Origin of the sequence: Streptomyces albus subsp. albus (assembly GCF_000719865.1) — a bacterium.
Lineage (GTDB): Bacteria > Actinomycetota > Actinomycetes > Streptomycetales > Streptomycetaceae > Streptomyces > Streptomyces albus_E.
The window spans coordinates 154,194-177,995 of the sequence record NZ_JOID01000018.1 but is presented as its reverse complement, the minus strand read 5'-3'; the positions used below and the strand labels follow the sequence as shown (position 1 = coordinate 177,995).

General features: G+C 75.6%; 16 protein-coding genes. 7 read left to right on the top strand and 9 right to left on the bottom strand.

The window, feature by feature from the left end:
- Positions 1-89: 89 nt before the first annotated feature.
- Positions 90-1,478 (bottom strand): hypothetical protein, encoded by a 1,389-nt coding sequence (locus IF83_RS0120360; RefSeq protein ID WP_030546175.1) that lies wholly within the window; start codon positions 1,476-1,478, stop codon positions 90-92.
- Between the two features lie 220 nt (positions 1,479-1,698).
- Between IF83_RS0120360 and IF83_RS34895 the strand changes: the two genes are divergently transcribed.
- Together IF83_RS34895 and IF83_RS0120345 are read left to right on the top strand one after the other, a co-directional pair.
- A complete protein-coding gene (locus IF83_RS34895; RefSeq protein WP_244177137.1) occupies positions 1,699-5,100 on the top strand; it encodes a helicase-associated domain-containing protein in 3,402 nt (1,133 codons plus the stop codon).
- Between the two features lie 642 nt (positions 5,101-5,742).
- Positions 5,743-7,392 (top strand): DNA repair helicase XPB, encoded by a 1,650-nt coding sequence (locus IF83_RS0120345; RefSeq protein WP_030546173.1) that lies wholly within the window; start codon positions 5,743-5,745, stop codon positions 7,390-7,392.
- Here IF83_RS0120345 and IF83_RS0120340 read toward each other — a convergent pair.
- Positions 7,341-8,567, bottom strand: coding sequence for a glycosyltransferase 87 family protein (locus IF83_RS0120340; protein WP_078843670.1), 1,227 nt, complete (start codon positions 8,565-8,567; stop codon positions 7,341-7,343). The genes IF83_RS0120345 and IF83_RS0120340 overlap by 52 nt on opposite strands.
- Before the next feature lie 129 nt (positions 8,568-8,696).
- The gene (locus IF83_RS30470; protein WP_158711074.1) at positions 8,697-9,011 is read right to left on the bottom strand and encodes a hypothetical protein; all 315 of its coding nucleotides are present in this window, start codon (positions 9,009-9,011) and stop codon (positions 8,697-8,699) included.
- Between the two features lie 796 nt (positions 9,012-9,807).
- Here IF83_RS30470 and IF83_RS0120330 point away from each other — a divergent pair.
- The 3 genes from IF83_RS0120330 (at position 9,808) to IF83_RS0120320 (ending at position 15,188) form a co-directional block, all read left to right on the top strand.
- On the top strand, positions 9,808-12,258 hold the full coding sequence (locus IF83_RS0120330) for a HelD family protein (RefSeq protein ID WP_463607031.1): 2,451 nt from the start codon (positions 9,808-9,810) through the stop codon (positions 12,256-12,258).
- A 490-nt stretch (positions 12,259-12,748) separates the two neighbouring features.
- Positions 12,749-13,387, top strand: a complete 639-nt coding sequence (locus IF83_RS0120325; protein WP_037680593.1) for an HD domain-containing protein — start codon at positions 12,749-12,751, stop codon at positions 13,385-13,387.
- Positions 13,388-13,982: 595 nt separating this feature from the next.
- Positions 13,983-15,188, top strand: coding sequence for a Cmx/CmrA family chloramphenicol efflux MFS transporter (locus IF83_RS0120320; RefSeq protein ID WP_030546163.1), 1,206 nt, complete (start codon positions 13,983-13,985; stop codon positions 15,186-15,188).
- Between the two features lie 274 nt (positions 15,189-15,462).
- Here the strand turns inward: IF83_RS0120320 and IF83_RS0120315 are convergent, their stop codons facing one another.
- Both IF83_RS0120315 and IF83_RS0120310 read right to left on the bottom strand, forming a co-directional pair.
- Entirely contained in the window at positions 15,463-15,768 is a 306-nt protein-coding gene (locus IF83_RS0120315; protein WP_030546161.1) for a DUF4031 domain-containing protein, read from the bottom strand.
- Between the two features lie 283 nt (positions 15,769-16,051).
- The gene (locus IF83_RS0120310; RefSeq protein WP_394297354.1) at positions 16,052-16,414 is read right to left on the bottom strand and encodes a hypothetical protein; all 363 of its coding nucleotides are present in this window, start codon (positions 16,412-16,414) and stop codon (positions 16,052-16,054) included.
- Between the two features lie 260 nt (positions 16,415-16,674).
- Between IF83_RS0120310 and IF83_RS0120305 the strand changes: the two genes are divergently transcribed.
- Both IF83_RS0120305 and murQ read left to right on the top strand, forming a co-directional pair.
- Positions 16,675-17,676, top strand: a complete 1,002-nt coding sequence (locus IF83_RS0120305; protein WP_078843652.1) for a MurR/RpiR family transcriptional regulator — start codon at positions 16,675-16,677, stop codon at positions 17,674-17,676.
- A gap of 444 nt (positions 17,677-18,120) precedes the next feature.
- Positions 18,121-19,203 (top strand): N-acetylmuramic acid 6-phosphate etherase, encoded by a 1,083-nt coding sequence (gene murQ, locus IF83_RS0120300; protein WP_078843651.1) that lies wholly within the window; start codon positions 18,121-18,123, stop codon positions 19,201-19,203.
- Between the two features lie 176 nt (positions 19,204-19,379).
- On the opposite strand, the gene groL is transcribed toward murQ, so the two are convergent.
- The 4 genes from groL to thrC form a co-directional block, all read right to left on the bottom strand.
- On the bottom strand, positions 19,380-21,002 hold the full coding sequence (gene groL / locus IF83_RS0120295; protein WP_030546154.1) for a chaperonin GroEL: 1,623 nt from the start codon (positions 21,000-21,002) through the stop codon (positions 19,380-19,382).
- Positions 21,003-21,442: 440 nt separating this feature from the next.
- Complete coding sequence (locus tag IF83_RS0120290) at positions 21,443-21,646, bottom strand: cold-shock protein (RefSeq protein ID WP_003986833.1); 204 nt, start codon at positions 21,644-21,646, stop codon at positions 21,443-21,445.
- 518 nt (positions 21,647-22,164) lie between these two features.
- On the bottom strand, positions 22,165-22,440 hold the full coding sequence (locus tag IF83_RS0120285) for a MoaD/ThiS family protein (RefSeq protein ID WP_030546151.1): 276 nt from the start codon (positions 22,438-22,440) through the stop codon (positions 22,165-22,167).
- A complete protein-coding gene (gene thrC, locus IF83_RS0120280) occupies positions 22,437-23,792 on the bottom strand; it encodes a threonine synthase (protein ID WP_037680591.1) in 1,356 nt (451 codons plus the stop codon). Before thrC ends, IF83_RS0120285 begins: the two co-directional genes overlap by 4 nt.
- Positions 23,793-23,802: the final 10 nt, after the last annotated feature.

Below are 23,802 nucleotides of genomic sequence, written 5' to 3'. Positions count from 1 at the left end.
CCCGGGTGCGAACATCCGCTCCCCGCACGGGAGCGCACGCCGGACCCCGCACAGCAGTGCACGCCGGACCCCGCACGGGCGCGCGCCGGTCAGCCGCGGGGCCGTCGCCTCGCCCGCCAGACGAGGAACACGGCCGAGGCGACGGCCGCCGCGCGCAGGGCGACCGGCCAGGTCTCGGTGAGCGCGGTGCTCATCTCCCCGTTCCGGATCGGCTCCCCCCAGCGTCCGTCCATCCGGCCCCACAGCCACACCAGCGCGCCGCCGGCGACCAGCCCGGGCAGGACGAGCACCGCCCACTTGGCCTCCGTGCGCGTGAGGCGGGGGCCGGCATAGGCGATGAGCCAGCCCGCGGCCAGGGCGAGCAGCGAACCGAACACCGCCCCGCCGGCCAGCAGCGCCGCGGCGAGCAGCAGCAGCGGGCTGGGGGTGCCCACCCGCCCGGGCGCACCGCCCCTCACCCGGCGCAACAGGCCGCCGCGCGCGGGAACTTCCGCCGCCCCGTCCGCTTCGCCGGCGGTCCCCGCCGCGCCGGCGGCCGCCCCGGGTGCCGCCGACGGGTCCGTTTCGAACGGCTTCTGCGGTGGCGGTTTGAGTATCTCGGGGATCTCGATGCCGCCGGTGAAGCCCGGTACGGAGTCCCCGGCGCCGAAGTGCCCGGCGGCGAAGCCGCCTCCACCGGGCTGCCCGGCGCCGAACGGGCCCGGTTCGACGCGCCACCATTCCGTGCCGTCGGCCCCGCGCAGTTCGTCCTCGCCCGCCAGGTGCGGCGGCATGGGCCCGGTCAGCGGGATGACGGGCACCACGGGGGGCTCCGCGGACGGTGCCGCGGCGGGTTTCGCCGCGCCGTCGCGGGGCGCCGGCACCGCGGTGCCGCCGATGAGCCCGGCGCGCCGGGCGAGGGCGCCGAGCCGGCCGAGCGTGCCGCGGCCGTCCGCGCTGCCGCCCGCTCCGGCCCCGGCCCCCGCTCCGGCTCCGCCACCGGGACCGCCACCGGGGCCGGGGGACGCACCGGCGGGCCCGGTCCGGCGCCCCGTCGCGCTCCCCGCTTCTCCCCCGGCCGCCGGCCCGGCGCCACGCCCGGGCCGCCACCCGGCTCCCGTCCCGCCCGCCTTGCCGGCCTTGCCCGTCCCGCCGCGCCCCGCGCCGGACCCGCCGCCCGGGCCGTCCTCCGACACCGGCCGGTGCACGGGCCGCTCCGGCGCGCCGGCGCCCGCCGCGCGCCCCGTATCGGCTGCGCGCGCCCCGCCGGGCGCGCGGCCGCCCGCCTCGCGGACCACGTCCTCCGGTGAGCCGAGCCGGCCCAGGATGCGTTTCACCGCGCCCGGGCTGTCGGCGGCCTTGGTGCGCTGTTGTTCGATCTCCTGGCGCAACTGTGACACCAGTCGCATCCGGTCCCCGGACGACAACTGCCGCTGCTGGGCCAGATCACCGACCCGGCTCAGATAGTCCAGAACGAGCTGATCGCTTTCGATCCCCACGAAATCCCCTGCGGGTGTGCACTGTTGGTGACCGCCTCACCCGACCGTACCCGCTTCCGTCCCGCAGGAAGCGGGCACGCGCCGCAGCTCCGGCGGTGTGCCACCCGCCGCCGCCGGCCGCCGGCACGGGGCCCGCGCCGAGCCGTCCGCAGCCCGTCCGCAGCCCGTCCGGGGGCGCGCACCGGGCCCCACCCCCGGCGCGAACGCTACTGTGAGGCGGATGACGACCGAGCGGAACGGGGAGGCGCGCGTGCCCGCAGAGACCGGCCCGGCCGGACGAGCCGGCGCCGCCGGCAGCACCGGAACCGGCACCGGTGCCGGCACCGCGCCGCGCACGCTCGCCGAGGAACTGCGCGGCCGCGCCGACGGCGAACTCGCCGAGCTGCTGCGGGCCCGCCCCGACCTGCTCTCCCCGGTGCCCGGCGACCTCACCCAGCTCGCCACCGGTGCCGTGAACCGCGCCTCCGTCGCCCGGGCCCTGGAGCAGCTCGACCGGTTCGCCGTGCAGACCGCCGAGGCGCTCGCGGTCGCCCCGGACCCCTGTTCGTACGACACGCTGCTGACCCTGATGGCCGGGGAGGACCGCGAGGAGACCGTCGCGGCCGGACTGCCGCGCGCCGTGGGCACCCTGCGGACCCGGGCGCTGCTGTGGGGCGGCGGTGACCGGCTCCACCTGGTCCGGACCGCCCGCGAACTCCTGTCTCCCGCCGCGACGGGCCCCGCGGCGCCCTCGACCGGGCTCGGCCCGACCGTCGCCGAGGCCACCGCCGGGATGTCGCCGGGCCGTCTCCAGCAGATCCTCGCCACCGCCGGACTGCCCACCACGCACGACTCGGTGACCGCCGTCGAGTCGCTGACCGCGCTCTTCACCGACCGCGAGCGGATGGCCGGCCTGCTCGGCGAGGCTCCCCCGGAGGCCCTGCGGGTGCTGGACCGGCTGGTGTGGGGGCCGCCCTACGGCCAGGTGCCGGCCGATCCGGGGCCGGCCGTGCGCTGGCTCGTCACCCGCGGACTGCTGCTGCCGACCGCGCCCGGCACGGTCGTCCTGCCCCGCGAGGTGGCGCTGCACCTGCGCGGCGGACGGGCGCACCGGATCACGGAGCCGCTGCCGCCCCCCGTGGAGACCGCGGCCGAGCACAGTCCTCGCTCGGTCGACGCGGCGGCCGCCGGACAGGCGTTCACGGCCATCGGCACGGTGGACGACCTGCTGCACGCCTGGGAGACGGCCGGCCCGTCCGTGCTCCGCGCGGGCGGCGTGAGCGTCCGCGATCTGAAGCGGACGGCCGCGGCCCTCGACACCGACGAGCCCACCGCGGTCTTCTGGATCGAACTGGCCTTCGCCGCCGGGCTGCTGGCCTCCGACGGCGCGACCGACGAACGCTTCGTACCGACCCCGGAGTACGACGCCTGGCGGGCCCGGCCCGCCCACGAGCGCTGGGCCGCCCTGGTCTCCGCCTGGCTGGCGGCCACCCGCACCGCCGGGGTCGTCGGCGGCCACGACGCCAAGGGGCGCGCCCTGACGGTGCTCGGCCCCGGACTGGACCGCTCCCAGGCGCCCGAGATCCGGCACCGCACGCTGGAGCTGCTCGCCACCCTGCCGCCGGGCGCCGCGCCCCGCCCCGGCAGCGTGCTGGCCCGGCTCCGCTGGGAGCGCGGCGTCCCCTCCGGCGCGGGCGGCGCGGGGGCGGGGACGGTGACGGGCGGTTTCGGCGCCGCGACCGGGACGGGCGCCGGCGGCGGTACGGGCACGGGTTACGGCTCCGGTGCGGGGTACGGCGCGGGCGCGGCCTACGCGGGCGGTGCCGGCGCGGCCTACGGCGGCTCCGGGTACGGGGACGGCTCCCGCGCCCAGGCCGCCCACGGGGCGCCGTCCGGCCGGGCCGCCACCACCGCGGCCCGCAGGGGCGGCGGGGACGGCTGGCGCACCGCGGGCACGGCCCCCGTGTCCGCGCGCGGGCTGTCCTCCGCCGAGGAGCTGCGCACCCGGCTCACCGAGTGGACCCTGCGGGAGGCCGAACTCCTCGGCGTGACCGGCCGCGGCGCTCTCTCCGCCCACGGCCGGGTCCTGCTCAGCCTCCCCGCCGCGCCCCCGTCCGGCGTGGACGGGGAGGACGTGGCGGGCGGCGGCGCGGCCGACACGACCGGCGGGGACGGCCGGGTCGCGGGCCCCGGCGACAGACCCGGCGGCGCCACGGACGGCACCGGCGCGGGACCGGCCCCGGCCGGCCCGGCCGGGGAAGGCGCGGAGGGCACGGAGGGCACGGAGGGCGCGGCGGACAGCGGGACCACGGCCGCCGAAGGCACGGCCGCCACCGGCTCGCCCGGAGGCACCGCACCCGCCGGGGCCGCCACCGCGCCCGGAACCGTGAACTCCCCAGGGGCCGCCGCCACGCACGAGGGCGCGACCACGCACGAGGGCGCGACCACGCCGGGGGCCGGGTTCACGTCCGGAACCGCCGGCATGCCCGGAACCGCCGGCACGTCCCCGGACACGGCGACAGGCGCCGGCCCCGGCTCCGACGCCACCACCGCCGGGTTCCCGCGCTCCATCGCCCCCACCGGCTCGGGCGCCGGCACTTCGGCCGAGGGCCACTCCGCCGCCGCGTCCCCCACCGGGCCCCGTGCCGCCGACGCCTACGTGCCCCGTTCCCCCGACGAGATCGCGGCCGCCGCCGCCCGCGCCGCCGAGCTGCTGGCCCCGCTGCTGCCCGAGCCGCTGGACCACGTCCTGCTGCAGGCCGATCTGACCGCCGTGGCGCCCGGGCCGCTGGAGCGCCCGCTCGCGGAGACCCTCGACGCGCTCGCCGACATCGAGTCCAAGGGCGGTGCGACGGTCTACCGCTTCACCCCGGAGTCCGTGCGCCGCGCGCTGGACTCCGGGCGGACGGCCGACGACCTGCACGCCTTTCTCGCGGAGCACTCCCGCACCCCCGTTCCGCAGCCGCTGAGCTATCTGATCGACGACGTGGCCCGGCGCCACGGCCATCTGCGGGTCGGCGCCGCGTCCTCGTACGTCCGCTGCGAGGACGACGGGCTGCTCGCCGAGATCCTGGCCGACAAGCGCTCCGACGGGCTGCGGCTGCGCCGGCTGGCGCCGACCGTGCTGGCCGCGCAGCTCGACCCGGCCACGCTGCTCGCGAAGCTGCGCGAGATGGGCTACGCGCCGGCCGCCGAGTCGGCCGAGGGCGACGTCGTGATCACCCGCCCGGGCGTGCACCGCACTCCGCCGCGCACTCCCCCCGCCCCGGTGCCCGAGGGGCCGCCGGCGCCGGACGACACCCTGCTCGCGGCGACCGTCCGGGCCGTGCGGGCCGGGGACCGCACGGCGTCCGGTGAGCCCGCCCCGGCCGGGGCTGCCGCGGCCCCGGCCCGCGGCCCCGGCGGGCTGCCGCGGAGCACCCCCGGTGACACCCTGGCCGCGCTCCAGGCCGCGGCGCTCACCGGAACCCCGGTGTGGATCGGCTGCCTCACCGCGCAGGGCACGGCCGAACGGCGGCTCGTCGCCCCGGTCCGCGTGGAGAGCGGCCTCGTCACGGCGTACGACCACACCGCCGAAGAGGTCCGCACCTACCCGCTGCACCGGATCACGGGCGTCGCCGATTCCTCCGGCGACACGAGCTGAGCCCCGGCGGCGCGGGCCCGGCCCCGGCGGCGTGGGTGGGGTGCACCGCGGCGAGGGCCGAGCCCTCCTGCGGCACGGGGCCGAAGCGCAGGCAGCGCGGGCCGGGCACCGGTCCTCCGGCCGGGCCCCGCGACGCAGGACGGGCCCCGCCGGGCCCTGCGGTGCGGGCCGGGCCGGGCAGCGCGGGCCGGAGCCCGACGCCGGAACGCGGCAAGGCCGGAGGAATCTCTCCGGCGGCAGCTCCCGGCAGCTCCCGGCCCGGGGCCGCCCGCCCACGGCCGGCGGCCCAGGGGGGGCGGGGTGCCACCCGCACCGGCCGGGAAACGGAATACACCGTCGGTAACGGCGGTTGCAGTGCGGACAGGGCCCGGACCCTGCAACGCCTCGTAGCCGCCCGGCCCACCGCCCGGTGAGGCGCCCGGCAGGGCGTTCCGCGGGGCGTCCGGCAGACCCGTCGGCAAGAACCGTCCCGTCCGGTTCGCGCGATGGGCGACCATGGAGAGCGGCGCGCGTCCCCGGCGCGCCGGCCGGTGCGCGTTCCGGCACCGGGCAGGGGGCATGGCCCGAGCCGTGGCGGACGCGCTGTCCGTGCTGTGTGCGCTGTCCGTCACGCCGACTGACGACCGATCCGCGGAGGTACGCGTGTCCTGCCTGATCGTCCAGAGCGACAAGACGCTCCTGCTGGAGGTGGACCACGAGCAGGCCGACGCGTGCCGTCGCGCCATCGCGCCCTTCGCCGAGCTGGAGCGTGCCCCCGAGCACATCCACACCTACCGGCTGACCCCGCTCGGCCTGTGGAACGCGCGCGCCGCCGGGCACGACGCCGAGCAGGTCGTCGACGCGCTGGTCGAGTACTCCCGGTATCCGGTGCCGCACGCCCTCCTCGTCGACGTCGCCGAGACGATGGCCCGCTACGGGCGGCTGCGGCTGCTGAAGCACCCGGTGCACGGGCTGGTCCTGGAGTCCTCCGACCGCCCCGTCCTGGAGGAGATCCTGCGGTCGAAGCGGATCCAGCCGCTGGTGGGCGCCCGGATCGACGCGGACACCGTGGCCGTGCACCCGTCCGAGCGCGGGCAGATCAAGCAGACGCTGCTCAAGCTGGGCTGGCCCGCCGAGGACCTCGCCGGTTACGTCGACGGCGAGGCGCACCCGATGGAGCTGGAGGAGCACGGCTGGCAGCTGCGCCCGTACCAGCGGCAGGCCGTGGAGAACTTCTGGCACGGCGGCTCCGGTGTCGTCGTGCTGCCCTGCGGCGCGGGCAAGACGCTCGTCGGGGCGGGCGCGATGGCCACGGCCAAGTCGACCACGCTGATTCTCGTCACCAACACCGTCTCGGCCCGCCAGTGGAAGCACGAACTGGTCAAGCGCACCACGCTCACCGAGGACGAGATCGGCGAGTACAGCGGCACCCGCAAGGAGATCCGCCCGGTCACCATCGCCACGTACCAGGTGCTGACGACGCGCCGGAAGGGCGTCTACCCGCACCTGGAGCTGTTCGACTCGCGCGACTGGGGCCTGATCCTCTACGACGAGGTGCATCTGCTGCCCGCGCCGGTCTTCAAGTTCACCGCCGACCTCCAGGCGCGCCGCCGGCTCGGGCTGACGGCGACCCTGGTGCGCGAGGACGGCCGCGAGTCGGACGTCTTCTCGCTGATCGGCCCGAAGCGGTTCGACGCGCCGTGGAAGGAGATCGAGGCGCAGGGCTACATCGCGCCGGCGGACTGCGTGGAGGTGCGGGTCGATCTGACGGACGCGGAGCGGCTGGCGTACGCCACCGCCGAACCGGAGGAGAAGTACCGTTACTGCGCCACGACGGTCACCAAGCAGCGGGTGATCGAGGCGCTGGTGCGCAAGCACGCCGGACAGCAGACGCTGGTCATCGGCCAGTACATCGACCAGCTCGACGAGCTCGGCGAGCATCTGGACGCGCCCGTCATCAAGGGCGAGACGAGCAACGCGCAGCGCGAGAAGCTGTTCGACGCCTTCCGGCGGGGCGAGCTGTCCGTCCTCGTCGTCTCGAAGGTCGCGAACTTCTCCATCGACCTGCCCGAGGCGACGGTCGCCATCCAGGTCTCCGGCACCTTCGGCTCCCGCCAGGAGGAGGCGCAGCGGCTGGGCCGGGTGCTGCGGCCCAAGGCGGACGGGCACGAGGCGCGGTTCTACTCGGTCGTCGCCCGCGACACCATCGACCAGGACTTCGCGGCGCACCGCCAGCGCTTCCTGGCCGAGCAGGGCTACTCCTACCGCATCGTCGACGCGTCGGAGCTGCTGGCGGCGGGCGACGAGGTCTGACGCGGCCCGGGCAGGCCCGGCGCTCCTGCGGCGCCGGGCGGCGCTCCCTCGGGGGTGCCGCGCAGCCGCCAGGCGGCGAACAGCAGCAGACCGAGGCCCAGCAGGGGATAGGGGGAGCCGGCCGCCTGCAGCCACCACGGCAGCCGCAGGTCGAGGGCCCCGTCGTGCGGCACCAGCCAGTGGCTGCGGGCGCTGAAGAGGACCAGGGCGGCGACGGCGAGCACCGGCCGCGGCCGCGCCCCGGCCTCGACGGCGAGCAGCACGAGCAGCGGCACGCACCACACCCAGTGGTGCGACCAGCTGATCGGTGACACCAGCAGCGCGGTGAGCGCCGTGCAGAGCACGCCCCACGCCTCGTGTCCGTGGGCACGCACCGCGTGCCGGGCGAGCAGCAGTCCGGCGACGGCCGTCACCAGGGCGGCCACCCGCCAGACGGTGCCGGGGTCGGTCATGTGCAGCAGGCGCGCGAACAGGCCCTGCAGGGACTGGTTGTCGACGATCCACACCTTGCCGACGCGGCCGGTCTCGAACATCCGCCGGGTCCAGAAGTCGAGGCTGGCCCCGGGCAGGACGGCGACGCCGGCGAGCACCGTGCCCGCGAACCCCGCGAGGGCCCAGAACGCGGCGCGCACCCGTCCGGTCAGCAGCAGGTAGACGGCGAAGATCGCCGGCGTGAGCTTGATCCCGGCGGCGACGCCGATGGCGAGGCCCTTGCCCCGGGCGCCGTCCGGACGCGTCAGATCCCACAGCACGAGGCAGGCCAGGGCGAGGTTGACCTGCCCGAAGAGCATCGTCTGGAAGACGGGTTCGAGCCACAGCCCGAGCGCGGTCGCGCCCGTCACGAGGGCTCCGCGCGGCCAGGCCGCCAGCCGGGTCCCGGGGGCCGGGGCGGCCAGGCGGAGCGAGAGATGGACGAGCAGGGCCAGCAGCAGCACGTTGGTCGCGGCGAAGGCGGCCTTCAGCGGCAGCAGGGGCAGCAGCGCGGCGGGGACGAACAGCATCGCCGCGAACGGCGGGTACGTGGCGGGCAGGTTCCACTCGGTGACGCGGAACCCGTAGAGGTCGGTGCCGTCCAGGACGGCCCGGCCCTCCGCGCGGTAGACGAGCAGGTCCGCCATGGGCGTCGGCCGCAGCAGGCAGAGCGCCGCGAAGGCGGTGAGGGAGAGCAGGAGCAGAAGCAGCGCGGCGGTGGTCGGCCGGGTGAGCCGTCCTCTGCCCGAGCCGGTCGCGGCAGCAGCCACCTGTCCGTCCCTCCGGTCCGCCATCCGGTCAGCACCAAACGGCGGCAACCCTACTGGAACGGGTCAGGCGGCGGCAGCGCTGCTTCCGGCGTGTCCGCTCTTGTGTTCGGTTCCTTGTCCGGAAGGGCCGTCTCCGCCGGGCGCCCGGCCGGGGCCGCGGCGGCGGTCGTGGTCGTGGTCGTGGTCGTGGTCATCGTCGTCCCTGTCGCCGGTGTCGCCGAGAACGACGACGCTCAGCGCCGCTCCCGCGAACACACGGATCGCGTGCAGGGCGTCACCGAGGACGTGGCGACGGTGACCGGGCTCCGCGCCGGAGGCGACGGCTCCCTGCGACGGCCGTCTGGGCGGTGGGATGGGGGGTGTCGTCATGGTGTTCATGCACTCCATGATGCGATTCATCCCGTTGCCGCACATCAGTCCAGGGATGTAACCGTGCCGGGCCGCCGGTCGTCCGCCGGGCCGAGCCGCTCCGCCGCGAGCCCACCCGGCGGATGACCGGGCGGGAGCCCGTCCCGTAGGGGGCGGAAGGCACGGAGGCGGGGGGAGGTGCGGGTGGGGGTTACGTCCCGGCCCCGGCCCCAGCCCCCGGCCCCGGCTCCGCTGGCGCCCCGCGCGGCCGGCCCACGTCCCGGCACCGGCGCGCAACCCCGGCGCGCAGGCCACCGCGCAAGCCGTCACCGTCGCGCCACCGGTCTGTCCGGGCCAGAGTCGGGCCGGGGCTGGAGCCTGGGCCGGGCCGGGCTGGGCCGGGACCAAAGCCGGGCCGGGCCCAACCCCAGGGCCGGCGCCGGGCCGGGGGCCAGGAGCAGCCGGGGAAAAGCGTTCGCGCGCCCGGTCGCCGCTGGCTACAATCGCCGGTCTGCCCGCCTCCCGCAGCGCGTCGCCGCAGCGCTCGCCGCACCGGTTCCGCCGCGCCGGGAGAGCCGCCGCCCGGACGGAAACCGGCCGGTTCCCCCGCTACGTCACCCGCAGCGCCGGAGTGCGCCGCGCCACCGCGCGCTGCCCGTTACGTCTCGTCGTCCCGTCCCGTCCCACCGGAGGCTTCGCCGTGCCCGCGCAACCGTCATCGGCCGATCTCGTCGATCCAGTCGAACCGAGGGACACCCGGGGCCCCGGAGATCCCCCCATTCCGGCAACCCCCGCCCCCCAAAGGGCCGCGCGGCCCGCGGAGCCCGTGGAACCCGTGCGTACCCGGGACACCACCGGCCCCGCGTCGCCCGGGGTCCGCGAAGAGCCCGGCCGGGCGACGGGGCCGGCGAGAGCGGCGGAAACGCCGCAGCCGACGGACGCCACGCCCTCCGCGGACACCACACCCCCCGCAGATGCCGCGCCCTCCGCATGCCCCGCAGACACCGCACTCCCCGCGGACGCCGCGCCCCCCGCGGACCCCGGTGGTCCGCTCCGCCGCGAGCAGGCCCATCTCGCCGCCTCCCGGGCCGCGCTGCGGGCCATGCGCGCGGACGTCGAGGCCCTCGACATCTCCGACGTCACCGCGAACTGGGTCAACGCCGCGGTCCTCCAGTCCCAGATCGACAACCGGATCAAAGCCCTCGCCGACCACGCCGGCACCCCGCTGTTCTTCGGCCGGCTGGACTATCTCCGCGAGCCCGGGCCCGAGCCCCGGCCCCACCACGGGCCGGAGCCCGGACACGAGGCCCGGTCGGAGGCGGAGACCGCGGCGCGAGAGACCGCGGCAGACGGCACGGCGGCATCCGCCGCGGCGGCGGAGACCAGCGCCGGGACGGCGGCCGGCGGCGCGGCGCGCTACTACATCGGCCGCCGCCATGTGCACGACGCCGACGGCGACCCCATGGTCGTCGACTGGCGCGCCCCCGTCTCCCAGCCCTTCTACCGGGCCTCCAAGAAGGAGCCGATGGGGGTCGCACTCCGCCGCCGCTTCGGTTACACCGGCGGCGAGCTGACCGCCTACGAGGACGAGCGGCTCTCCGACCCGGCCGCGGCCGAGACCGTCAGCCGGCTGCTCCAGACGGAGATCGAGCGGCCCCGCGTCGGCCCGATGCGCGACATCGTGGCCACGATCCAGCCCGAGCAGGACGAGATCGTCCGCGCCGGCCTGGGCGGCACCCTGTGCGTGCAGGGCGCGCCCGGCACCGGCAAGACGGCCGTCGGCCTGCACCGGGTCGCGTATCTGCTCTACGCCCACCGGGAACGGCTCTCCCGCGCGGGCACGCTCGTCGTCGGCCCGAACCGGTCCTTCCTCCGCTACATCGAGCAGGTGCTGCCCGCCCTCGGCGAGTTGGAGGTGGCGCAGGCGACCGTCGACGACCTGGTGGCGCACGTCCCGGTGAGCGGTACGGACACTCCCGGGGCGGCCCGGCTCAAGGGCGACGCCCGGATGGCGGAGGTCCTGCGCCGCGCCGTCCGCTCCGGGGTGAATCCGCCCGGGGAGGGGCTGGTCGTCGTCCGCGGTTCCCGGCGCTGGCGGGTGCCCGCCGGTGAACTGCGCCGGATCGTGGACGAGTTGCTCGACCGGGGCATCCGCTACGGCGCCGCCCGCGAGGCCCTGCCGCAGCGGATCGCGCACGCCGTGCTGGTGCGGATGGAGGCCGCGGGCGAGGCCCCGGACGACCGGACGCAGAACGCGGTGGCCCGCGACCGGGCCGTGAAGGCGGCGGTCAAGGCGATCTGGCCGCCGGTCGATCCGGCGAAGCTGGTCCTGCGGCTGCTCTCCGACGCGGCGTTCCTCGCCGAGCAGGCCGAGGGCGTGCTGAGCGCGGACGAGCAGGCGCTGCTGCTCTGGCCGAAGCCGCCGCGGAGCGTGCGGTCGGCGGCGTGGTCGGCGGCCGACGCCGTGCTGATCGACGAGGTGCGGGACCTCGTCGAGCGCACCCAGTCCCTCGGACACGTCGTCCTGGACGAGGCGCAGGACCTCTCCCCCATGCAGTACCGGGCGGTGGGCCGCCGCTGCACCACCGGCTCCGCGACCGTCCTCGGCGACCTCGCCCAGGGCACCACCCCGTGGTCCACCGCGGCCTGGGCCGAGGCCCTGTCGCACCTGGGCAAGCCGGACGGGCGGATCGAGGAGCTGACGGAGGGCTTCCGGGTGCCGCGCGACGTCATCGCGTACGCCTCGCGCTTGCTGCCCGCCATCGCGCCCGGACTGAAGGAGGCCACCTCCGTACGGGAGGCGGCGGGCGCCCTGGAGGTCCGGCGGGTGGGGGCGGCCGGGGCCGGGGGCGGAGCCGCGGGCGAAGCCCGGGCCGGAAACGAAGCCGGAGCCGGAGCCGCGGGGTACGGTCCCCGGCCCGGTCTCGACGCGGCCGTCGCGGAGGCGTGCCGCCAAGCGCTGGAGCACGAGGGTTCCGTGGGCCTGATCGCGGCCGACGCGCGCGTCCCGGCGCTGGCCGGGGCCCTGGCGGCGGCCGGGCTGCCGTACCTGTCACCGGGTGAGGAGACGACGGCGGACGCGCGGCTCACGCTCGTCCCGGCCTCGCTCGCCAAGGGTCTGGAGTACGACTACGTGGTGCTGGACGAGCCGGCCGCGGTCGTCGCCGCCGAGCCCGACCGGCGCACGGGGCTGCGCCGGCTGTACGTGGCCCTCACCCGCGCGGTCTCGGGCCTGACGGTGCTCCACGCGGAGGACCTTCCGCCCGAACTGGCGTGACGACAGGGTGAGTCGGTTCCCCGCGCCGACCGCCACGCGTCACCGTCACCGCCACGCTCCACCGTCACCGTCACCGTCACCGTCGCCACCGCACTCGCCGGCTCGGTCGGCATCAGCCACGCAGGCAGGGCAGGCCGCCCGGCACGGACCGCCAACGGTCCCGTGCGCCCGCCCCGGAGCGGACGGCTGGGCGGGGCCGCGTGATCCGGCGTCCGGCGGGACGCCCCGGGGCGCCTGTGAGGCGCGCCCCGAACAGGGGCGGCATGGCGCGCCGGCGGCGCAGCGGTGCCCGGCGGCACCCGGGCCGGGGCTCGGGGCCGTTGAAGTGCTGTTTCCCCGGCGGTCATTGACGCTCCGCTTGGGGCGCGGCCGATACGGCTCGGCCGGCGCTCAGGGGGCGCCCCTTGGTGGCGTCCGGGGGCTCGCCGCAGGTCCGGCCGGGCTCGCGGTTGGCCCGGCGGGGCCGGATCCCGTACCGCACAATGGGCCCATGCCCGTCCCCCTTCTCGACCGCTGGTCCGAGCTGCTGCGCCGCTGCCAGGAGGGCCCCGGCCCGCTTCCGGACCCGCGTCCGTACGGCGAGAACCTGCTCGCCCGCTGGGCCGAGCCGCAGCGGCACTACCACACCACCGGCCACCTGGCGGCCGTCCTCGACCGGATCGACGAGCTGGCCGGCCACTGTGCGGACCCGGACGCGGTCCGGCTGGCCGCCTGGTTCCACGACGCCGTCTACCGCCCGGACCGCTCGGAGAACGAGGAGCGCAGCGCCCGGCTCGCCGAACTGGCCCTGCCCGAGGCTGGAGTGCCCCCTGCCCGCACGGCGGAGACAGCCCGGCTCGTCCGCCTCACCGTCACCCACGACCCGGCGCCCGGCGACACCAACGGCGAGGTGCTGTGCGACGCGGACCTGGCCGTCCTCGCGGGCCCGCCCGAGGAGTACGCGGCCTACGCGGCGGCGGTCCGCGAGGAGTACGGGTTCGTACCGGACGAGGAGTTCCGCGAGGGGCGTGCCGAGGTGCTGCGGTCGCTGCTCGCACTGCCGCGGCTGTTCCGCACCCCGGGCGGCGAGCGCTGGGAGCGGACCGCCCGGCACAACATGGCCACGGAGCTGAGCCTGCTCACGGGGTGAGGTGTGCGGAGGGCGGCTGGGGGCCCGGGGGCCGAGGCCTCGGGGACCGGGGCCCGGGGTCCGGTGCTTGCGGTCCGGGGCCCGGGGTTGGCCCGGGGGCCGGGGCCACGGTCCGGGATCTCCGGGGCCCGGGGTCCCCGAAGGGCCGGGTCCGGCTGGGCACCCCGGTCCGCAGTCCAGGATGTCCGTGGCCTGAGGCCCCGGCGGGACCGGGGTCGGCCGGGGGTCCGGGGTCGGCCGGGGGTCCGGGGTCGGCCGGGGGTCCGGGGTCGGCCGGGGGTCCGAGCCGGACTTTCCCGGACACCGGCACTCCGCTCCCGTGCCGCCCGCCCCGTTTCCCCCGAGCCCGAGCCCGAGCCCGGAGCCAGAGCCCGGAGCCAGAGCCCCGGGCGCCCAAGGGCACCACGGCTCCGGTTCACCCGCCCGGTACTCCCGAGCCGGGCACCATGCGGCAGGTGCCGCGCCGAAGAAGCCAAGGGAAAGCCTGGTGGAAAGCCGGGGAAAGCCAACCGAGGAGACCTTCGACACCCCGATTCCGGGAATGGCGTGCCCACCGCCGCTGTTGGTCCGAGGCATGCCGACCGATCGCTCCCGCATGCCCCTCGCCGTGTACGTCCTGGGCCTCTCGGTCTTCGCCCTGGGGACGTCCGAGTTCATGCTCACGGGCCTGCTGCCGCCGATCGCGGAGGACATGGACGTCAGCATTCCGAGAGCCGGGCTGCTGATCTCGGCGTTCGCCGTCGGCATGGTCGTCGGCGCCCCGCTGCTCGCCATGGCGACGCTCCGGCTCCCCCGGCGCGCCACGCTCATCGCCCTGATCTCGGTCTTCGGCCTGGGGCAGGTCGCGGGCGCGCTGGCCCCCTCGTACGGATGGCTGTTCGCGTCCCGGGTCGTCAGCGCCCTCGCGTGCGCGGGCTTCTGGGCGCTGGGCGCGGCGGTGGCCGTCGCGATGGTCCCGGTGACCGTACGGGCCCGCGCCATGGCCGTGATGCTCGGCGGGCTCAGCATCGCCAACGTCCTCGGCGTACCGGCCGGGGCGTTCCTCGGCGAACACTTCGGCTGGCGCTCGGCGTTCTGGGCGGTCGGCGCGGCCTCCGCGGTGGCCCTGGCCGGGGTGATCGCGCTGATCCCCCGGATTCCGCGCCCCGCCGAACTGCCGCGGCTCGGCAAGGAGCTGCGCGTCTACCGCGACGGGCAGGTCTGGCTGGCCGTCGTCACCACCGCGCTCGTGGGCGGCGGCGTCTTCTGCTTCTTCAGCTATCTGGCGCCGCTGCTGACGGACGTCGCCGGCCTCGACGCCGGCTGGGTGCCCACGGTGCTCATGCTGTTCGGTTTCGGCGCCCTGCTGGGTACGGCGCTGGGCGGCCGGTTCGCGGACGCCCACCTCTTCGGGGTGCTGCTCAGCGGCGCGGTGGCCTCGGTGGTTCTGCTGGCCGTCGTGGGGCTCACCGCGACCGTGCCGTTCGCCGCGGTGACGCTCTCGTTCCTGCTGGGCGTCTCGGCCTTCTACACGGCGCCCGCCCTCAACGCCCGGATGTTCGAGGTGGCGGGAGCGGCGCCGACGCTGGCCGGTGCCACCGTCACGGCCGCCTTCAACCTCGGCAACACGACGGGCCCGTGGCTCGGCGGAACGGTCATCGACGCGGGCTTCGGCTACACCTCGACGGCGTGGGCGGGGGCCGGGCTGACCCTGCTGGCGATCCCGGCGATCGTCCTCGCGTCCCGGACGCGCCGCCGCGGGCCGAGCGCCGTGGTCGCCGCCTCCGGCCGCACCCAGGAACACGCACACCGCGCGGGTTGACCGGGGCGGGGCGGCAGGGGCGGGGGTTCGGTGATCCGGTGGCCGGTTGGCCCGATGGTTGGTTGGCCCGGTGGGTCCAGTGCCGGTGGCCCGGTGCGCGAGGGCTCAGCGTCTGGTGGGGGTCCGGCTCAGTGTGCCCGGGGCGGAGGCCAGTCGGCCCAGTGAGCCGGTGGCCCGGTACGCGGGGGCTCAGTGCCCGGTGGCGGCTCCGGCTCCGTGTGCCCGGGACAAGGGTCGGCCGGCCCGGTGACCCGGTGGCCCGGTACGCCGGGGCTCAGCGGCCGGTGGGGGCTCCGTGTGCCTGAGGCGGCACCGGGGCGGGCCGCCCCTTGGGGCGGCGCAGCCCTGCGGCCGTGAGCCGCCGCACCAGCTCCTTGGAGCCGATCTCCACGGCCCCGAGCGCCACCGCCGCCCGGTAGCGCTCGGCCGGTACGTCGTAGTGGTCGCGGTCGAAGGCCCGCCGGGGCGAACCCAGTCGCGCGGCGAAGGCGTGCAGCTCCTCGTACGAGACGTCGCTCACCAGGTGCGACCACATCCGCCCGTGCCCCGGCCAGATCGGCGGGTCGATGTAGACGGTCATCGCGTCCTCCCCGCCGCGCCCCGTGCCACCCTCCGCACGGCGCTCCGTAGCGCCCTCCGCGCCGCGCCCCGTGCCCCACCGCATGCCGCCCTCAACGCCGCACGCCGTGCCCCACCGCATGCCTCACCAGGTGCCGAGGTCCGTTCCGGAGCCCCTTCCGCCCCCCGCTCCGCTGGTATCGCCGTCGCCGCCGCCACGCGTCCCGCTCTCCGTACTGTCATGCGTTCCGCCCCTCCGGAGCCCGCGCTCCCCGCCGTCCGGCCGGTCCCGCTTCCGGCCGGTCTCACTTGCCCAGCACCGAGCCGAGCTTGCCGACCGCGGCGACCGAGACCGCCGTCTTGGGGCACACCCAGTGCGGGTCCGTGCCGAGCTCCGGCTCGATGTCGAGGGCATGCGGATCACCGCGCTCCACGCAGACGGGGCAGAGCGGCCACCGTCCGTACCGTTCCAGCAGCGCGTCCTGAACGTCCTGGGCGACCAGCCCGATGACGAACCCGGCGCCCTCCGGCCACTGCTCCACCCACCAGCGCCGGTGCGTCACGGAGTCCTCCACCAGGGAGACGACGTCGGCGTCGGCGACCTCGCCGGACGCCAGGTCGGCGATCACCAGGGCCCGCGCGGCGTGCAGTGCGTGTTCGAGGTCCATGTGGTCCATTCTCCCGCCTTTGGCCGTTCACGCACCGCCACGGCCGACCGCGGCCGTCGCCGGCGGTGGTCGGCGCTCCGGGCGAGCGGTAACGGGCGGGGGGCGCTCCGGGCGAGGGGCAACGGGCGGGTGGGAGGGCCGCACCCGCGCGCAGCGCGGGAAAGAACTCCGGGCAGCACCCGGCCACCCGCGCCGGAGGCGCCCCCGCGCCCCCTGGCCAGGGGTTGACGACGCCGAAGGGCTGAAAATACCTTTCAGGAGTGAGCAGTAGCGTGAAGGAAACTTTCACCACTCCGGAGCCCGCCGGCCCATCCCGGCATGCCCAACCGGCGCGACCCGCGCAACCCGCGCAACCCGCGCAGCCCGGCGGGGCCGTCGGCCCCGTCGGCCCCGCTCCGGCCGCCCTCGCCGCGAAGGTCAGAATGCTCGGGCCGACGATGACTCGTTCCATGCAGCGCGTCGCGGAGGCCGTCGCCGGCGACCCGGCAGGCTGTGCCGCGCTCACCGTCACGGGCCTGGCCGAGCGCACGGGCACCAGCGAGGCCACGGTCGTCCGCACGGCCCGCACCCTCGGCTACCCCGGCTACCGGGACCTGCGGCTGGCCCTCGCGGGCCTCGCCGCCCAGCAGGAGTCCGGTGCCGCCCCGGCCGTGACGGCCGACATCACGGTGGACGACCCGCTGCCGGACGTCATCGCCAAACTGGCCCGCGAGGAGCAGCAGTGCCTCGCCGACACCGCGGCGGGCCTGGACGCGGCGCAGCTCGACGCGGCGGTCACCGCCCTGTCCGGCGCCCGCCGGATCGACGTCTACGGCATCGGGGCGTCCAACCTCGTCGCCCAGGACCTGGCGCAGAAGCTGCTCCGCATCGGCCTGTCGGCACACGCGCACGCCGATCCGCACCTCGCCATGACGGGCGCGGTCCAGCTGCGCACCGGGGACGCCGCCGTGGCCATCAGCCACTCCGGCCGCACGGTCGACGTCATCGAGCCGCTCCGTACGGCCTTCGACCGCGGCGCGACGACCGTCGCCGTCACCGGCCGCCCGGACGGCGCGATCGCCCAGTACGCCGACCACGTGCTGACCACCTCCCCGGCCCGGGAGAGCGAGCTGCGGCCGGCGGCGATGTCGAGCCGCACCAGCCAACTGCTGGTGGTGGACTGCCTGTTCATAGGCGTGGCGCAGCGGACCCACGACACCGCGGCGCCCGCCCTGGCCGCCTCGTACGAGGCCCTGGCCCATCGCCACAACCCCCGCGGCTGACGGCGGCCCGGGCCCCTCGGCCCCGCCGCATCCGCCGCGTCGCCACCACCCACCGCACCGCACCGCCCGCCGGGCCACGCCGACCGCCGGGCCGCACCGGCCGGCCCACACACCAGCTCGCCCCCGAGGAACGCGTTCCACCCCGCCCGACCGATCGCACCGCTCACCCGACCGACCGGCCCGCCGAACGCACCACCCGCCGACCCGGCCCGCACACCACCCCCGGCCCGGCACACTCTCCACCCCGCGCCCTTCCCGACCGCACCGCCCGCCGACCGGTCCACCGACCGCACCACCCGCCACGCCGGCCCGCACACCAACCAATTCACCCCGCGCAACGCCCCGCCCCGCTCCCAACGGCACCATCCGCCGACCGACCGGTCCGCCAACCGCAGCACCCGCCGGCCGAACCACCGCATCGTCCTCCCCGAGAGAGCGGCAGCCATGCCCCCCACCCCCTCGTCCCAGCCGCCCCAGTCGCCAGAGCCGCCCGAGCCACCCCAGTCGCCCGGCCCGCCCGAGCCACCCCAGCGGCCCGAGCCACCCGAACAGCCCGGCTCGACCGGCTCGACCGGCTCCCCCGGCCGACCGCCCACGCGCCCGCCCTCCGAAGACCTCCGCGCCCAGCTCGACACCCTGGCCACGGAGGCGTTCCGCGGCGAACTGGCCGAGATCGACCGGCTGTCCACGCTCGAGATCGCCGAGATCATGAACCGCGAGGACTCCGGTGTCCCCGCCGCCGTGGCCGCGCAACTGCCGCGGATCGCCGCGGCCGTCGACGGCATCGCCGCCCGGATGGCCCGCGGCGGCCGGCTGGTCTACGCGGGCGCGGGCACCGCCGGACGCCTCGGCGTCCTGGACGCCAGTGAGTGCCCGCCGACGTTCAACTCCGCGCCCGGTCAGGTCGTCGGCCTGATCGCGGGCGGCCCGTCCGCCGTGGTGCACTCGGCCGAGGGTGCCGAGGACGACGGGGAACAGGCGGCCGCGGACCTCGACGCCCTCGCCCTGAGCCCGGACGACACGGTGGTCGGCGTCTCCGCCTCCGGCCGCACCCCGTACGCCGTCGCAGCCGTCGAACACGCCCGTTCCCGGGGCGCCCTGACCGTCGGGCTGTCCTGCAACCCGGGCTCGCCCCTCGCGGCCGCCGCCGAGCACGGTATCGAGGTGGTCACCGGCCCGGAGCTGCTGACCGGTTCGACCCGGCTCAAGGCCGGCACGGCGCAGAAGCTGGTCCTCAACATGCTCTCGACGATCACCATGATCCGGCTGGGCAAGACCTACGGGAATCTCATGGTCGACGTGCGGGCCTCGAACGAGAAGCTGCGCGCCCGCTCGCGGCGGATCGTGGCGCTCGCCACCGGCGCCGGCGAGGAGGAAATCGAGGCCGCGCTGGCCGCCGCGGACGGTGAGGTGAAGAACGCCGTCCTGATGCTGCTCGGCGGCGTGGACGCCGCCACGGCGGCCCGTCTGCTGGACGAGGCGGACGGCCGCCTCCGCACGGCCCTGGAGGCGGCCGCCCGGCTCTGACCCGGCCTCACAGCCCCCGGCCGCGGGCCCCGACCCGGCGCACAACGCCCGGAGTACGCCGAGGCCCGGAGAACGCCGAACGGCCCGGAGCACGGCCCGGAAACGCCGAAGGGCGGCACCCCGCGAGGGAGTGCCGCCCTCCGTACCGGAGGATCGACGTGACCGGCCGGGGCCGATCAGAAGTCCATGTCACCGCCGGGCATGCCACCCGGAGCGGCCGCGGCGGCCTTCTCCGGCTTGTCGGCGATGACGGCCTCGGTGGTGAGGAACAGCGCGGCGATCGACGCGGCGTTCTGCAGCGCGGAGCGCGTGACCTTCGCCGGGTCGATGACGCCCTCGGCCATCAGGTCGGTGTACTCACCGGTCGCGGCGTTGAGGCCGTGGCCCGGGGTGAGGTTGCGCACCTTCTCGACCACGACGCCGCCCTCGAGACCGGCGTTGACCGCGATCTGCTTGAGCGGGGCCTCCAGCGCGAGCTTGACGGCCTGCGCACCGGTCGCCTCGTCACCCGAGAGGTCCAGCTTGTCGAAGACGGAGACGGTCTGCAGCAGGGCCACGCCACCACCGGCGACGATGCCCTCCTCGACGGCGGCCTTGGCGTTGCGCACCGCGTCCTCGATGCGGTGCTTGCGCTCCTTCAGCTCGACCTCGGTGGCGGCACCGGCCTTGATGACGGCCACGCCGCCGGCCAGCTTCGCCAGACGCTCCTGGAGCTTCTCGCGGTCGTAGTCCGAGTCGGAGTTCTCGATCTCGGCGCGGATCTGGTTGACGCGGCCCTGGACCTGCTCGCTGTCACCGGCGCCGTCGACGATCGTCGTCTCGTCCTTGGTGATGACGACCTTGCGGGCGCGGCCCAGCAGCTCCAGACCGGCGTTCTCCAGCTTGAGGCCGACCTCCTCGGAGATGACGGTGCCACCGGTGAGGATGGCGATGTCGCCGAGCATGGCCTTGCGGCGGTCACCGAAGCCGGGCGCCTTGACCGCGACGGACTTGAAGGTGCCGCGGATCTTGTTGACGACCAGGGTCGACAGGGCCTCGCCCTCGACGTCCTCGGCGATGATCAGCAGCGGCTTGCCCGACTGCATGACCTTCTCCAGCAGCGGGAGAAGGTCCTTCACCGCGCTGACCTTGGAGTTGACGATCAGGATGTACGGGTCGTCGAGCGCCGCCTCCATCCGCTCCATGTCGGTGGCGAAGTAGGCGGAGATGTAGCCCTTGTCGAAGCGCATGCCCTCGGTGAGCTCCAGCTCCAGCCCGAAGGTCTGCGACTCCTCGACGGTGATGACGCCTTCCTTGCCGACCTTGTCCATGGCCTCGGCGATGAGCTCGCCGATCTGGGGGTCGCCGGCGGAGATGGAGGCCGTGGAGGCGATCTGCTCCTTGGTCTCGACGTCCTTCGCCTGCTCCAGCAGGGCGGCGGAGACGGCCTCGACGGCCTTCTCGATACCGCGCTTCAGAGCCATCGGGTTGGCGCCGGCGGCGACGTTGCGGAGGCCCTCGCGGACCAGCGCCTGGGCCAGGACGGTCGCGGTTGTCGTGCCGTCACCGGCGACGTCGTCGGTCTTCTTCGCGACTTCCTTGACCAGCTCGGCGCCGATCTTCTCGTACGGGTCCTCGAGCTCGATCTCCTTGGCGATGGAGACGCCGTCGTTGGTGATCGTGGGCGCGCCCCACTTCTTCTCGAGGACGACGTTCCGGCCCTTGGGGCCGAGAGTGACCTTGACGGCGTCGGCGAGCTGGTTCATTCCGCGCTCGAGGCCGCGCCGCGCCTCCTCGTCGAACGCGATGGTCTTGGCCATGTGAAGTGGTCCTCCCAGGACTTCGGGGTCCCCCCGGCCTGCGGCTGGGGGAGGATTTCTCCGGACCGCGCTGGCGCCCGCGACGGACGGCCTGCCGGCCTCGCGGTTCCTTGCCCCGCTTGGCCTGCGGGCCTCACCGACCCGGTCCTTCTGTCACTCTCCGGGGGAGAGTGCTAACGCCAATGATTAGCACTCTCCCCCTTCGAGTGCAAGCGCCCACCGGAGCCGCCGGTCCGGCGCGGCCTCCCGCGGCGAGGAGCCGGCGGCGCGGACGGAAGCGGTCCGGATACGGGGTGACGGACACTCGGCGCCGGCGGAGGCGCGAGGGACAGGCGGCGCCGCGCGGGCACGGCGACGGGCACGGCGACGGGCACGGCGAAGGGCCCGCACCCCCGGTGACGAGGATGCGGGCCCCTGGCGAGGTTTCGGCCGGTCGGCGCTCAGCCGGCGACGCGGACCATGTCCGCCTGCGGCCCCTTCTGGCCCTGCGAGATCTCGAACTCCACCCGCTGGCCTTCTTCGAGGGTGCGGTAGCCGTCCATCTGGATCGCGCTGTAGTGCACGAAGACGTCCGCACCACCGTCGACCGCGATGAAGCCGTATCCCTTCTCCGCGTTGAACCACTTGACGGTGCCCTGAGCCATTCCTAACTCCCCTATTACTGGCCCTTGCGCAGGACCGCACTCCGCGGACCCGGGTCAGACCTCACGACCCGGCGATCCCTTGGCCGTCGGCATGGGGGGACCACCGGGAAGTGTGCGCCGGAACGCGTCGACCGCGGCCGAATGTATCTGCCCAACTGCCCTCTGCAACAGGTCAATCGGACGAGAAATCAGCCGCGGCCGCAAAGGAGGTTTCCGGGGATTCACGGAAGATCCGGGGCAATCCGGGCCGGGCATGACGGACCAACGCGACAAATCGCCCTCGTCCTTCGGACACAGGTTGTCGCGTTCTCGTATGCAGTCGGCGGGTGCCGGAAGGGAATCGGACCAACTCTACCGCGCTCAACGACACGGAATTACCCCCTCCGCTTCTTTGACGGAGGGGGCAATCGCGATGACGCAGGGTGGATCCCACCGGGTGATCCGCTTCCGGATCACGGGGCCGGGACGCTCGGCCGGACGGGGGCCGCTCAGCCGCCGCCCGGCCGGACCGGGGCCGTTCAGCCGCCGGCGACCGCCGGGATGATGGAGATGCCCGCGCCGTCCGGCGTGGCCGTCTCCAGGCCCTCGGCGAAGCGGACGTCGTCGTCGTTGACGTAGACGTTGACGAAGCGGCGCAGCTTGCCGGTGTCGTCCAGCACGCGGGCGCCGATGCCCTGGTGGTTCTTCTCCAGGTCGGCGAGCACCTCGGCGAGCGTCGCGCCCTCCGCCTCCACCTCGGCCTTGCCGCCGGTGTAGGTCCGCAGGATGGTCGGGATTCGGACGGTGACGCTCATGCGAGGCCTGCCTCTCGGAACGATGCCAGGGTGGGACGGATGGTGGCGGACGGGCCGGTGGTGGGGGCCACCGCGTCCAGGGTCTTGAGGCCGTCGCCGGTGTTGAGCACGACGGTCTCACCGGCCGGGTCGAGCTGCCCGGTCTCGATGAGCTTCTTCAGCACGCCGACGGTGACACCGCCCGCGGTCTCGGCGAAGACGCCCTCGGTGCGGGCCAGCAGCTTGATGGCGTCGACGATCTGCTCGTCGTTCACGTCCTCGACGGCGCCTCCCGTGCGGCGGGCGATGTCCAGGACGTACGGGCCGTCGGCCGGGTTGCCGATCGCCAGGGACTTGGCGATGGTGTCCGGCTTCACGGGGCGGACCACGTCGTGCCCGTCCTTGAAGGCGCGGGACACCGGGGAGCAGCCCTCGGCCTGGGCGCCGAAGATCTTGTACGGCTTGTCCTCGACCAGGCCGAGCGCGATCAGCTCCTTCAGCCCCTTGTCGATCTTCGTGAGCTGGGAGCCGGAGGCGATGGGGATGACGAGGTTGTCCGGCAGCCGCCAGCCGAGCTGCTCGCAGATCTCGTAGGCCAGGGTCTTGGAGCCCTCGCCGTAGTACGGGCGAAGATTGACGTTGACGAAGCCCCAGCCCTCGCCGATCGGGTCGCCGATCAGCTCCGAGCAGAAGCGGTTCACGTCGTCGTAGGTGCCCTCGATGCCGACGAGGTCGCCGCCGTAGACCGCGGCCATGACGACCTTGCCGGCCTCCAGGTCGTGCGGGATGAAGACGCAGGAGCGGAAGCCCGAGCGGGCCGCCGCGGCGCCCACCGCGCCGGCGAGGTTGCCGGTGGAGGAGCAGGAGAGGGTCGTGAAGCCGAAGGCGCGCGCGGCCTCGACGGCGATGGCGACGACCCGGTCCTTGAAGGAGTGCGTCGGGTTGCCGGAGTCGTCCTTGACGTGCAGGCCGCCGGTGACGCCCAGCTCGCGGGCGAGCCGGTCGGCCTTGATCAGCTTGGTGAAGCCGGGGTTGAGGTTCGGCTTCTCCGCGACGTCCGCCGGGACGGGCAGCAGCGGAGCGTAGCGCCAGATGTTGTCGGGACCCGCCTCGATCCGCTCGCGGAGCGCCTCCGGGTCACCGGCGGGCAGCTCGTAGGCGACCTCCAGCGGGCCGAAACACTCGGCACAGGCGAAGACCGGGCCGAGCGGTGTGCGGTGGCCGCACTCGCGGCAGGAGAGGGCGGCGGCGGGGCCCAGATCGACCTGGCCGGCCCGGCCGTCCTGCTGGGGGTGTCCGGGGTTCCCGGCGGCGGAGCCGGTGTTCTCGGTGGTTTCGGTGGTGTCCGTTTTTCCAACGGTGTGCACAGCCATGCAGGCGAGG